Raw genomic sequence first — 12,076 nt, 5'->3', positions numbered from 1 at the left:
CCTAGGCAATTGCCCTGTCAGCCGCTACATTGCGTAACTTGTGCCTGCCTTTCAGGCACCGCATTTCCTTCCTTTTCGAATACACGGAACCCGCAAAACTCCATCATGGACCCTTCCCCTGGTTTTACCCTCGCGTCTCTTTTCGCCGACTTCGGCATGATTCTTTTTGCTCTGATCCTGGTCCTGCTCAACGGCTTCTTCGTTGCGGCGGAGTTCGCCATGGTCAAGCTGCGCTCGACCCGGGTCGAGGCCATTGCCCACAAGAACGGCTGGCGCGGGCAGATCCTGCGCACCGTGCACAGCCAGCTCGACGCCTACCTCTCGGCCTGCCAACTGGGCATCACCCTGGCCTCCCTGGGCCTGGGCTGGGTCGGTGAGCCGGCCTTCGCCCATCTGCTGGAGCCGCTGCTGGGCGCCCTGGGCGTGAGCTCTCCGGAAGTGATCCGCGGCGTGTCGTTCTTCACCGCGTTCTTCATCATTTCCTACCTGCACATCGTGGTCGGCGAGCTGGCGCCCAAATCCTGGGCGATCCGCAAGCCGGAGCTGCTGTCGCTGTGGACGGCGGTGCCGCTGTACCTGTTCTACTGGCTGATGTACCCGGCCATCTACCTGCTCAACGCCAGCGCCAACACCATCTTGCGCATCGCCGGGCAGGGCGAGCCCGGCCCGCACCATGAACACCACTACAGCCGAGAAGAACTCAAACTGATCCTGCACTCCAGCCGCGGCCAGGACCCCAGCGACCAGGGCATGCGCGTACTGGCCTCGGCGGTGGAAATGGGCGAACTGGAAGTGGTGGACTGGGCCAATTCCCGGGAAGACCTGATCAGCGTCGAGTTCAACGCGCCGCTCAAGGAAATCCTCGCCCTGTTCCGCCGCCACAAGTTCAGCCGCTACCCGGTCTACGACAGCGAGCGCAACGAATTCGTCGGCCTGCTGCACATCAAGGACCTGCTGCTGGAACTGGCGGCCCTGGACCACATTCCCGAGTCGTTCAACCTGGCCGAGCTGACCCGCCCGCTGGAGCGCGTATCCCGGCACATGCCGCTGTCGCAGTTGCTGGAGCAGTTCCGCAAGGGCGGCTCGCACTTCGCCCTGGTGGAAGAAGCCGACGGCAAGGTCATTGGCTACCTGACCATGGAAGACGTGCTTGAAGTGCTGGTGGGCGATATCCAGGACGAACACCGCAAGACCGAGCGCGGAATCCTGGCCTACCAGCCGGGCAAGCTGCTGGTGCGCGGTGACACCCCGCTGTTCAAGGTGGAACGCCTGCTGGGCATCGACCTGGACCATATCGAGGCCGAAACCCTCGCCGGCCTGGTGTACGAAACCCTGAAACGGGTGCCGGAAGAGGAAGAAGTACTGGAGGTCGAGGGCCTGCGCATCATCATCAAGAAGATGAAGGGACCGAAGATCATCCTGGCCAAGGTGCTGATGCTGGATTGACGGCCCTTTCGCCGCCAAGCCGGCTCCTACGGGCAGGTTATTGGTTGCCCAGGGCAAAATTCGGCAGATCCCCCAGGGGCTGGTTGAACTGATAGGGAATCGACACCAGCCCCAACCCGGTATTGCGCTGCACCACGAAATGCAGGTGCGGCCCACTGCTGTTGCCGGTGTTGCCCGACAGCCCCAGGGCGCTGCCCACCGCCACTCGCTGGCCCTCCCGCACGCTGACCGAACCCTGCTTGAGGTGCAGGTACACGCCCATGGTGCCGTCGTCGTGCAGCACCCGGACGAAATTGCCCGCCGGGTTATTGCCCCGCCCGTTCTGGGCGTTCTCGGTCTTCACCACCACCCCGCCCCGGGCGGCAATGATCGGCGTCCCCACCGGCATGGCGATATCCATCGCATAGCGGCTCTTGGGGCTGAAATGGCTGTATTGGCCATTGGCGCCCTGGGTCAGGCGAAACGGCCCGCCACGCCAGGGCAGCGGGTAGCGATAGGCCTGGGTGGCGCCTGCCGGATCCCCCAGGGAATAACGGAACCTGGGGGCATAGCTCAGAGGCTGGTCGGCGCGAATCGCCGTGAGCAGCGCCAGGCGCTGCCTGCTGCGGGCCGGCAGCACCTGGCGGATCGGCTGCCCCGGAGCGCCGCTGACATTGTTCAACCCGGCAAAGCTCAATTCCACTTCCACCGGGGCATACAGGTCATTGCGCACATACACCGCATCCACCCCCCTGTGCTTCTGGATATCCAGGCGCACCTGGCGCTCAAGGTGCTCCACCATGCGGTCGCGGAACACGAACTCCTGGGCCCCCGGCGAAGGCCGGTCGCTGTAGGAGACCACGCCATGGGCGTCGATGGACTTGTACACAGTCATCGCCGCCAGCGACGTGGCGGCTAAAGACAATCCACAGAAAAACAGCAGGCGCACAAACATTCGGCAGCTTCTTGGCAGAGGGTGGAATCACGCTAGCAGCCTGATATGGAGCTTGTATGAATCAGGCGGGCGCCAGGGGTTCAATGCCGCCAGCGCCGAAGTGGATGTCCACCCCCAGTTGCGCCGCCTCGCAGAGGTTGACCAGCGCATCGAGGGAGAACTTGTTGATCTTGCCGCTGAGCACATCGTTGAGCCGGGGCTGGGTGATATTGAGGCGCCTGGCCGCCTCCTTCTGCGACACCCCCCAGGCCTGCACGGTCTTGCCCAGTTCCAGCATCAGCTTGGCCCGCAGGCGCATGTTGGCGGCCTCCTGGGGAGTGGCTTCAAGGGCATCCCAGACACTGGCAAAGCGCTGGTTGATCGGTTGGTCAGTCATGGCGTGAACCTGCTTGCTGAAATCTGGCACGAGCCAGCTCGATATCCCGCGCTTCGGTCTTGCGGGTGGTCTTGCGCACCGCGTGCAACACATAAATGGCCGCGGCCCGCCGGACCACATAGAACAACCGAAACGCCCCTGAATCCTCATGGATCCTGATCTCGAAAACGCCCGGGCCAATGGTTTTCACCGACCTGCAATCGTAGGGCTGTTCACCCTGCTGCAGCAGATCCAGCTGGAAACCGGCGGCCCGACGGGCATCTTCAGGGAACGCCCTGAGATCCCGCAGCGCGCTCCCGACAAACACCACATCCTTGTGCCTGGGCATCGAACCTCTCCTGTTAATGACCAGGAACAAGGCTAATCAACACGGCCAGGACCCGCTGCGCCGGGTTGTTTCAAGGCATGGCTGCAAGGGATGAACAACAAAGAGCGCCACTTGAAATCTATATCCAAACAGATATAAATCAAGCGCAAAAAAATTAATCTGACGTACGGCGGAAAGTACCGAGGGGGGCGGAGCACGCCTTGTGGCTTGAGGGTTACGGCCTATGTTGCGAGTTGCTCGCTCGATAGCGGGATGACGCAGCAGCCCACCTCGGCGGCCGGCAAAAGCCCGTAGCGGGAAAGTGTTTTCAGCAGATTTCCGCTGCCTCCCATCACCGTAGGAACCGGCTTGCCGGCGAAGAGGCCTTCAAGCCTTGTGCTGCCCTTGTGGGCGCCTTCGCTGGCAAGCCAGCTCCTACATAGCAAGAGGGTGTTCTCGCGGCTTACGCACCTGCCACCGTAGGAGCCGGCTTGCCGGCGAAGAGGCCATCAAGCCTTGTGCTGCCCTTGCGGGCGCACTCGCTGGCAAGCCAGCTCCTACAGCGAGGCGGCCGGCAAGGATCAGGCGCCGGGAACGAAGTGCTTCTGGGCGGTGCCGCGGGCGATCAGGCGGGAGATGTAGTCGAGCTTCTGGGCATCCTGGTCCACGAAGCGGAAAGTCAGCTGCAGCCACTCGCTGTCCGGCTTGGGTTCAAAGGCCACCACCGCATGCAGGTAGCCATTGAGCCGCGCCACTTCGGCGTTGTCGCCCTGCTCCAGGTCCAGCACCGCGCTCTCCAGCACCTGGGGCAGGCTGTCGGTGCGCTTCACCACCAGCAAGGCTTCCTTGATGCTCAGGGCCTTGATCACACACTGCTGGTTGCCGCTGGACAGCCGCAACTGGCCCTGGCCACGACCACCACCGGCCGCTGCCGCAGGCGCCGGGGCCTTGACCGGAGGGCTGTTGAGCAAACCGCGGGCCGGCGCTGCTGGAGCTGGAGCCGGGGCGGCAGCCGCCGGTTTGGCGAACGGATTGACCGGAGCGGAAGCCGCCCCCACCACCGCCGGCTTGCCGCCAGTCAGGGCGCTCAGGGAGTCGTTGCCAAAGGCCGAGTTCATCTTGGTCGGCGCGCTGTTCATCAAGGTGTCGAGCTTGCCGACCTTGTTCAGCGCCTGCTTGACCTTGGTCAGCAGCTGTTCGTTGGTAAAAGGCTTGCTCACATAACCGGAAACCCCGGCCTGGATCGCCTGCACCACGTTTTCCTTGTCGCCCCGGCTGGTGACCATGATGAACGGCATGGCCTTCAGCGCATCTTGCTCGCGGCACCAGGTCAGCAGCTCAAGGCCGGACATTTCCGGCATTTCCCAGTCGCACAGGACCAGGTCGAAGGCTTCACGGGCGAGCATCGCCTGGGCCTTCTTGCCATTGATCGCGTCTTCGATCTTGATGCCAGGGAAGTAGTTGCGCAGGCACTTCTTCACCAGGTCACGAATGAACGAAGCGTCATCCACCACCAACACACTTACCTTACTCATCGACCACCCCTTTAAAAATCCCGGCAAGCATAACGCTGGCTGATGGCACTTTGCCAAAACTCTTCAGTCACGCCGGGACTTTTCGTTCGCGGGTGCTGCTTTTCAATTTCCAGGAGCACAAACAAAAACGCCCGGCCAAAAGGCCGGGCGCTCTTCTCGGGCACTCTTACTTATCGTCAGTTTCATCCGGAACATTAGCGGATTCGCCACTGGTACCTTCAACTTCCTGCTTCATGCGCTTGAGCCCAAGGTGACGAACATCGGTGCCGCGCACCAGATAAATCACCAGCTCGGAAATGTTGCGCGCGTGGTCGCCGATCCGCTCCAGCGAGCGCAGCACCCAGATAATGCTCAGAACCCGCGAGATAGAGCGTGGGTCTTCCATCATGTAGGTGGCCAGCTCACGCAGCGCGGTCTTGTATTCGCGGTCGATAATCTTGTCGTACTGGGCCACCGAAAGTGCCAGGTCGGCATCGAAGCGGGCAAAGGCGTCCAGGGCATCGCGCACCATGTTGCGCACCTGGTCGCCGATATGCCGCACTTCCACGTAGCCACGCGGGGCCTCGCCCTCTTCGCAGAGCTGGATGGCCCGGCGGGCGATCTTGGTGGCTTCGTCGCCGATGCGCTCCAGGTCGATCACCGACTTGGAGATGCTGATGATCAAACGCAGGTCCGAGGCCGCCGGTTGGCGACGGGCGAGAATGCGCAGGCATTCCTCGTCGATATTGCGTTCCATCTGGTTGATCTGGTCGTCGATCTCGCGCACCTGCTGGGCCAGGCCGGAGTCGGCCTCGATCAGCGCTGTGACCGCGTCATTGACTTGCTTCTCCACCAGCCCGCCCATGGCCAGGAGGTGGCTGCGTACTTCTTCCAGCTCGGCATTGAACTGCTGGGAGATGTGATGGGTTAAGCCTTCCTTCGAAATCATCGTGTTCGCTCCGCGAAAGTTGCAAGCTTCAAGCCGCAAGCTTCAAGCAGTTAAATAGTGATCCGGATGTCGCGCACCGCCTCTGTTGCGCCGCGTGAAACCTGCGGCTGGCAGCTGCTTTCTAGCCATAGCGCCCGGTAATGTAGTCTTCGGTCTGCTTCTTCGCCGGGTTGGTGAACAGCGTGTCGGTATCGCCGAACTCCACCAGTTTGCCCATGTACATGAAGGCGGTGTAGTCGGAAACCCGCGCCGCCTGCTGCATGTTGTGGGTCACGATGACGATGGTGAACTTGGACTTGAGTTCATAGATCAGCTCCTCGACCTTCAGGGTCGAGATCGGGTCCAGGGCCGAGCAGGGTTCGTCCAGCAGCAGCACTTCCGGCTCCACGGCGATGGTCCGGGCGATCACCAGACGTTGCTGCTGGCCGCCGGACAGGCCCAGGGCCGAATCATGCAGGCGGTCCTTGACCTCGTCCCACAGCGCCGCGCCCTTGAGGGCCCATTCCACGGCTTCGTCGAGCACGCGCTTCTTGTTGATGCCCTGGATACGCAGGCCGTAGACCACGTTTTCATAGATGGTCTTGGGGAACGGGTTGGGCTTCTGGAACACCATGCCGACCCGGCGACGCAGCTCGGCCACGTCTTCGCCCTTGCGATAGATGTTGTTGCCGTAGAGGTTGATCGCACCCTCTACGCGGCAGCCGTCCACCAGGTCGTTCATGCGGTTGAAGGTCCGCAGCAGGGTCGACTTGCCGCAACCGGACGGGCCGATGAAGGCGGTCACGCGCTGCTTGGGGATGTTCATGCTGACGTCGAACAGCGCCTGTTTCTCGCCGTAGTACAGGCTCAGGCCGGGCACTTCGATGGCCACGGTTTCCTGTTCCAGGCTCAGGCTCTGCTTGTCGCGGCCCAGGGCGGACATGTTGATGCCATGAGTGTGTGCTTCGTGTTGCATGGGATGCTCCCTGTGCTACCAATTCGTTTGTCGTGAACCGCAGGCATCAGGCCAGCGGCGACATCATTCTGTTTGTAGGAGCCGGCTTGCCGGCGAAGAGGCCTGCGGGCCTTGTGTCGCCCTTGCGGACGCCTTCGCTGGCAAGCCAGCTCCTACACAAGCCAGCTCCTACACAAGCCAGCTCCTACGCAAGCCAGCTCCTACACAAGCCAGCTCCTACGCAAGCCAGCGTCCACACAAGCCAGCCGATCAGCTGTCCAGTGCCTTGTATTTTTCACGCAGGTGGTTACGGATCCACACCGCCGACAGGTTCAGGGTGGCGATCACCAGCACCAGCAGCAGCGCGGTGGCGTACACCAGCGGCCGCGCCGCCTCGACGTTGGGGCTCTGGAAGCCGACGTCGTAGATGTGGAAGCCCAGGTGCATGATCTTCTGGTCCAGGTGCAGGTACGGGTAGTTGCCGTCCAGCGGCAGCGACGGCGCCAGCTTCACCACACCCACCAGCATCAGCGGCGCCACTTCACCGGCAGCGCGGGCGACCGCGAGGATCATCCCGGTCATCATCGCCGGGCTGGCCATGGGCAGAACGATCTTCCACAGGGTCTCGGCCTTGGTCGCACCCAGCGCCAGGGAACCTTCGCGCACGGTGCGGGGAATCCGCGCCAGGCCTTCTTCGGTGGCCACGATCACCACTGGCACCGCCAGCAGCGCCAGGGTCAGGGAAGCCCAGAGCAGGCCCGGGGTGCCGAAGGTCGGCGCCGGCAGGGCTTCGGGGAAGAACAGACGGTCCACGGAGCCGCCCAGCACGTAGACGAAGAAGCCCAGGCCGAACACACCGTAGACGATGGCCGGAACCCCCGCCAGGTTGTTCACCGCAATGCGGATCACCCGGGTCAGGGTGTTCTGCTTGGCATATTCACGCAGGTAGACCGCTGCCAGCACGCCGAACGGGGTGACGATCATGGCCATGATCAGGGTCATCATCACGGTGCCGAAAATGGCCGGGAAAATACCGCCCTCGGTGTTGGCTTCGCGCGGGTCATCGCTGAGGAACTCCCAGACCTTGCTGAAGTAGAAACCGATCTTGGTAAAAGTGCCCATGGCGTTCGGCTGGTAGGCGTGTACCACCTTGCCCAGGCCGATCTCCACTTCCTTGCCGTTGGCATCACGGGCGGTCAGGCTGTCGCGGTTGAACTGGGCGTGCAGGTCGCTCAGGCGCGCCTCGATGTCCTGGTAGCGGGCATTGAGTTCGGCGCGCTCGGCATCCATGTCGGCCTGGGCCGCGGCATCCAGCTTGCCGTCCAGCTCCAGCTTGCGGCCGTGCAGGCGGATGCGTTCCAGGCCGGCGTTGATGGCGCCGATGTCGGATTTCTCCAGGGTCTTGAGCTGGGCGGCCAGCTTGTTCACCCGGTCGATCCGCGCTTGCAGCTCGGGCCAGGCGGCTTCGCCTTCGGCGATCACCTTGCCGCTTTCCTTGACGTTGACCAGGTAGCCGTAGAAGTTGCCCCACTCACGGCGCTCGATGGCCATCAGCTCTTTGGGGTAGCTCTGGTTGGTCAGCCACTCGCCGACGATCCAGGTGAAGTCGTTGCCGTTCAGGTCACGGTTGCCGACCTTTATCAGCTCGCGGGTCATGAACTCCGGGCCCTGGTCGGGCACCGGCAGGCCGGCACTCTTCAGGCGCGCCCGGGGCACTTCTTCCTTCTGCACCACTTCACCGATGACCAGGTGGTTGGCCTGGCCCGGAACGTCGTAGTTGGCGTGCACCAGGTCGGCTGGCCAGAAGTGGCCGAGGCCGCGCACGGCGATCACCGCCAGCAGGCCGATGGTCATGATGACCGCGATGGACACCGCGCCACCGCTGATCCAGACGCCGGGGGCGCCGCTCTTGAACCAGTCTTTTAGGGAGTTCTGTTTCACAGACTTCTACCTTTCTTAAAGCGACGAGTATTTCTTGCGCAGACGCTGACGGATCAGCTCGGCGAGGGTGTTCATGACGAAGGTGAACAGCAGCAGCACCAGCGCCGAGAGGAACAGCACACGGTAGTGGCTGCCGCCGACTTCCGATTCGGGCATTTCCACCGCGACGTTGGCGGCCAGGGTGCGCAGGCCTTCGAACAGGTTCATTTCCATGACCGGGGTGTTGCCGGTGGCCATCAGCACGATCATGGTCTCGCCCACGGCGCGGCCCATGCCGATCATCAGCGCCGAGAAGATCCCCGGGCTGGCGGTGAGGATCACCACCCGCGTCATGGTCTGCCACGGCGTGGCGCCCAGGGCCAGGGAGCCCAGGGTCAGGCCCCGCGGCACGCTGAACACGGCGTCTTCGGCGATCGAGTAGATATTCGGGATCACCGCAAAGCCCATAGCCAGGCCCACTACCAGGGCGTTGCGCTGGTCGTAGGTAATCCCCAGGTCGTGGGAGATCCACATGCGCATGTCGCCCCCGAAGAACCAGTTCTCCATGAACGGGCTCATGTACAGCGAGAGGAAGCCGACGAAGATGATCACCGGGATCAGGATCGCGCTTTCCCAGCCTTCCGGCACTTTCAGGCGCAGCGACTCGGGCAGGCGGCTCCAGGCGAAACCGGCCACCAGGATGCCGATCGGCAGCAGGAGCAGCAGGCTGAAGATGCCCGGCAAGTGGCCCTCGACATAAGGCGCGAGGAACAGGCCGGCGAAGAAGCCGAGGATCACCGTCGGCATCGCTTCCATCAGCTCGATCACCGGCTTGACCTTGCGGCGCATGCCCGGGGCCATGAAGTAGGCGGTGTAGATCGCCGCCGCCACCGCCAATGGCGCCGCCAGCAGCATGGCGTAGAACGCCGCCTTCAGGGTGCCGAAGGTCAGGGGCGAGAGGCTCAGCTTGGGTTCGAAATCGGTGTTGGCCGCGGTGGATTGCCAGACGTATTTAGGCTCGTCGTAGTTCTCGTACCAGACCTTGCTCCACAGCGCGCTCCACGACACTTCCGGGTGCGGGTTGTCGAGCACCAGGGGCTGCAGCTTGCCGCCGGCCTCGACGATTACCCGGTTGGCCCGTGGCGACAGACCGAACAGGCCCTGGCCGTCTACCACCTGGTCCACCAGCAGGGTGCGGTGGGCGGTACTGTGGAACACCCCGAGCTTGCCGGCGGCGTCCAGGGCAACAAAGCCCTTGCGACGCTCTTCGGCAGTGATTTCAACAATGGGCGCAGTGCCCATCTGGAAGGTGCGGATCTGCTTCAGGCGCAGCTCGCCGTCCGGGTCGCGGGCCATGAACCACTGGGCCAGGCCGCCCTTGGAGGTCCCGATGATCAGCGAGATGCCGCCCACCAGCTGGGTGCTGGCGGTGACTTCGGTATCGGCGTCTTCCAGCAGTTTGTAGCGACCGTTGAGGCTCTTGTCCCGCAGGCTGAAGACGTCGGCCTGAGCGCGCCCGTTGATCACGTACAGCCACTGCTGGCGCGGGTCGATGTACATGGCCTTGACCGGCTCGGTCATCTGCGGCAGCTCGATGCGGCTCTGCTCGCTGGTGACCTCGCCGGTCATCATGTTTTCTTCGCGGGTCAGCTTCAGCACTTGCAACTGCGAAGCGGTAGAACCGGCAACGATCAGCGACGAATCGGTGGCATTGAGGTTGACGTGCTCCAGCGCACCGCCCTGCTCGTTCAGGGTGATGGGGGTCTCGCCGTAGGGGTACTCGATGGCCGGCGAGATGGTCTTCTTGCCGTCCGGGTAGCTGACCTTGTAGGTATGACGGAACACCAGGGCCTGGCCGTTGGACAGGCCGACCACCACCAGCGGGTTGCCAGGCTGGTCCTTGCCGATGGAGGTGACGCTGGCGCCCGCCGGGATCGGCAGGTCGACCTTGCGCAGCTCGGCGCCACTGTCGATGTCGAAGAACAGCGCCTGGCCCTTGTCGGAGACACGCATGCCAACCTGGTTCTGCTCTTCCAGGGAGAACATCAGCGGCTTGCCGGCGTCCTGCATCCAGGCGGGAGTCAGAGGGTCCTTGGCGGTCAGTTCGGCACCCTGGAACAGCGGCGCGACGACATAGGCGAGGAAGAAGAAGATCAGGGTGATAGCACCCAGTACCGCGAGGCCGCCGACAAGGACGTACCAGCGGGTCAGGCGGTCTTTGAGCGCGCGGATGCGGCGCTTGCGTTGCAGTTCAGGCGTATTGAAGTCAATGCGCTTGGGGGGAGAAGTCGTAGTCATGGTGGAGTTGGCCAGATCATTCATGCGCACACCCTAGCGATCCTGTATGACAGAAAGATGACAATGCAGTGACGCAACAAATCCGCCGCATAGCAGGGCTGGCAGCGGACAGAAAAATGAGGTTGCAGGAGCCGGCTGGCCGGCGCACCGGCCTTGAGCCTGGGTCGCCCTTTCGGGCGCTTACGCCGCCCGGCCAACTCCTACGAAAACGAGAAGGTCCGGGGAGCCCGGACCTTCGGAGGCGGCTTATGCGCCTTCTTTCAGGCCCAGGTCAGCCAGTGCCTTGGCGGCCACCTTGGCTGGCAGTGGGATGTAGCCGTCTTTGACGACCACTTCCTGGCCTTGTTTGGACAGGACCAGTTTCACGAACTCGGCTTCCAGCGGGGCCAGAGGCTTGTTCGGGGCCTTGTTGACGTAGACGTAGAGGAAGCGCGACAGCGGGTACTTACCGTTCAGGGCGTTTTCTTCGGTGTCTTCGATGAAGTCGGTGCTGCCTTTCTTGGCCAGGGCCACGGTCTTCACGCTGGCGGTCTTGTAGCCGATGCCCGAGTAGCCGATGCCGTTCAGCGAGGAGCTGATGGACTGCACCACCGACGCCGAACCAGGCTGTTCGTTGACGTTAGGCTTGTAGTCGCCTTTGCACAGGGCTTCTTCCTTGAAGTAGCCGTAGGTGCCGGATACCGAGTTGCGACCGAACAGCTGAACCGGCTTGTTGGCCAGGTCGCCCTTCACGCCCAGGTCGCCCCAGGTCTTCACTTCTTCCTTGGCGCCGCACAGACGAGTCGAGGAGAAGATCGCGTCGACCTGTTCCATGGTCAGGTGCTGGATCGGGTTGTCCTTGTGCACGAACACCGCCAGGGCGTCCACGGCCACCGGGATAGCGGTTGGCTTGTAGCCGTACTTCTGCTCGAAGGCCGCCAGTTCGGTGTCCTTCATCTTGCGGCTCATTGGGCCCAGGTTGGAGGTGCCTTCGGTCAGCGCGGGTGGCGCGGTGGCGGAGCCGGCGGCCTGAATCTGAATGTTGACGTTCGGGTATTCCTTTTTGTAGTTCTCGGCCCACAGGGTCATCAGGTTCGCCAAGGTATCGGAACCGACGCTGGACAGGTTGCCCGACACACCAGTGGTCTTGGTGTAGCTCGGGATAGCAGGGTCAACAGCGGCAACCGCGTGGGCAGTCGCAACGCCAGCGGCGACAAAGGTCATTGCCGCCATCAAACGCTTCAGTTTCATGCCTTACTCCTAGCAGATAGGGTGTGTTAAGTCGGGGCCAAGTATCTGTAGGCCGTGTGAACACTCTATGTCCGGAATATGACAATTAGATGAAAGGCCAGCATTCCTGAACGGAAGCTGGCCTTTCTTTGTTCGGCGATAAAAACCTCTGTAGCCGCTGCCGCAGGC

General features: G+C 62.7%; 10 protein-coding genes. 1 reads left to right on the top strand and 9 read right to left on the bottom strand.

Features of this window, described 5'->3' with window-relative positions; genetic code table 11:
* The first annotated feature begins 105 nt into the window (after nt 1–105).
* Nucleotides 106–1,446, top strand: coding sequence for a hemolysin family protein (locus tag F6S12_RS13545; protein WP_011064276.1), 1,341 nt, complete (start codon nt 106–108; stop codon nt 1,444–1,446).
* A 37-nt stretch (nt 1,447–1,483) separates the two neighbouring features.
* On the opposite strand, the gene F6S12_RS13540 is transcribed toward F6S12_RS13545, so the two are convergent.
* The 9 genes from F6S12_RS13540 to F6S12_RS13500 all read right to left on the bottom strand — a co-directional run bounded on the left by F6S12_RS13540 (nt 1,484) and on the right by F6S12_RS13500 (nt 11,908).
* Complete coding sequence (locus F6S12_RS13540) at nt 1,484–2,380, bottom strand: peptidoglycan DD-metalloendopeptidase family protein (protein ID WP_015637495.1); 897 nt, start codon at nt 2,378–2,380, stop codon at nt 1,484–1,486.
* Between the two features lie 61 nt (nt 2,381–2,441).
* Nucleotides 2,442–2,756 carry a helix-turn-helix domain-containing protein gene (locus F6S12_RS13535; RefSeq protein WP_019093930.1) on the bottom strand — a complete coding sequence of 105 codons (315 nt, stop codon included), beginning with the start codon at nt 2,754–2,756 and terminating at the stop codon, nt 2,442–2,444.
* Nucleotides 2,749–3,084 (bottom strand): type II toxin-antitoxin system RelE/ParE family toxin, encoded by a 336-nt coding sequence (locus tag F6S12_RS13530; RefSeq protein ID WP_210671418.1) that lies wholly within the window; start codon nt 3,082–3,084, stop codon nt 2,749–2,751. Before F6S12_RS13530 ends, F6S12_RS13535 begins: the two co-directional genes overlap by 8 nt.
* Nucleotides 3,085–3,644: 560 nt before the next feature.
* Nucleotides 3,645–4,598 carry a response regulator gene (locus F6S12_RS13525; protein ID WP_011064280.1) on the bottom strand — a complete coding sequence of 318 codons (954 nt, stop codon included), beginning with the start codon at nt 4,596–4,598 and terminating at the stop codon, nt 3,645–3,647.
* A gap of 166 nt (nt 4,599–4,764) precedes the next feature.
* On the bottom strand, nt 4,765–5,526 hold the full coding sequence (phoU, locus tag F6S12_RS13520; protein WP_011064281.1) for a phosphate signaling complex protein PhoU: 762 nt from the start codon (nt 5,524–5,526) through the stop codon (nt 4,765–4,767).
* 121 nt (nt 5,527–5,647) lie between these two features.
* Nucleotides 5,648–6,481, bottom strand: coding sequence for a phosphate ABC transporter ATP-binding protein PstB (gene pstB / locus F6S12_RS13515; protein WP_011064282.1), 834 nt, complete (start codon nt 6,479–6,481; stop codon nt 5,648–5,650).
* A gap of 249 nt (nt 6,482–6,730) precedes the next feature.
* A complete protein-coding gene (pstA, locus tag F6S12_RS13510) occupies nt 6,731–8,401 on the bottom strand; it encodes a phosphate ABC transporter permease PstA (protein ID WP_011064283.1) in 1,671 nt (556 codons plus the stop codon).
* Nucleotides 8,402–8,416: 15 nt separating this feature from the next.
* On the bottom strand, nt 8,417–10,450 hold the full coding sequence (locus F6S12_RS13505) for an ABC transporter permease subunit (RefSeq protein ID WP_176876769.1): 2,034 nt from the start codon (nt 10,448–10,450) through the stop codon (nt 8,417–8,419).
* Nucleotides 10,451–10,924: 474 nt separating this feature from the next.
* Nucleotides 10,925–11,908, bottom strand: a complete 984-nt coding sequence (locus F6S12_RS13500) for a phosphate ABC transporter substrate-binding protein PstS (RefSeq protein ID WP_011064285.1) — start codon at nt 11,906–11,908, stop codon at nt 10,925–10,927.
* Nucleotides 11,909–12,076: the final 168 nt, after the last annotated feature.

This window comes from Pseudomonas sp. JV245A, from assembly GCF_032424515.1.
Taxonomy (GTDB): domain Bacteria; phylum Pseudomonadota; class Gammaproteobacteria; order Pseudomonadales; family Pseudomonadaceae; genus Aquipseudomonas; species Aquipseudomonas protegens.
Note: the sequence above shows the minus strand (reverse complement) of the source record. Positions and strands in the feature narration are given on the sequence as shown.

Excerpts from the sequence above, each read along its gene's own strand:
- F6S12_RS13530 (WP_210671418.1), bottom strand. The coding sequence starts at position 3,084 with ATGCCCAGGCACAAGGATGTGGTGTTTGTCGGGAGCGCGCTGCGGGAT.
- F6S12_RS13500 (WP_011064285.1), bottom strand. The coding sequence starts at position 11,908 with ATGAAACTGAAGCGTTTGATGGCGGCAATGACCTTTGTCGCCGCTGGC.
- F6S12_RS13545 (WP_011064276.1), top strand. The coding sequence starts at position 106 with ATGGACCCTTCCCCTGGTTTTACCCTCGCGTCTCTTTTCGCCGACTTC.
- F6S12_RS13540 (WP_015637495.1), bottom strand. The coding sequence starts at position 2,380 with ATGTTTGTGCGCCTGCTGTTTTTCTGTGGATTGTCTTTAGCCGCCACG.
- F6S12_RS13535 (WP_019093930.1), bottom strand. The coding sequence starts at position 2,756 with ATGACTGACCAACCGATCAACCAGCGCTTTGCCAGTGTCTGGGATGCC.
- F6S12_RS13505 (WP_176876769.1), bottom strand. The coding sequence starts at position 10,450 with ATGCAGGACGCCGGCAAGCCGCTGATGTTCTCCCTGGAAGAGCAGAAC.
- F6S12_RS13525 (WP_011064280.1), bottom strand. The coding sequence starts at position 4,598 with ATGAGTAAGGTAAGTGTGTTGGTGGTGGATGACGCTTCGTTCATTCGT.
- phoU (WP_011064281.1), bottom strand. The coding sequence starts at position 5,526 with ATGATTTCGAAGGAAGGCTTAACCCATCACATCTCCCAGCAGTTCAAT.
- pstB (WP_011064282.1), bottom strand. The coding sequence starts at position 6,481 with ATGCAACACGAAGCACACACTCATGGCATCAACATGTCCGCCCTGGGC.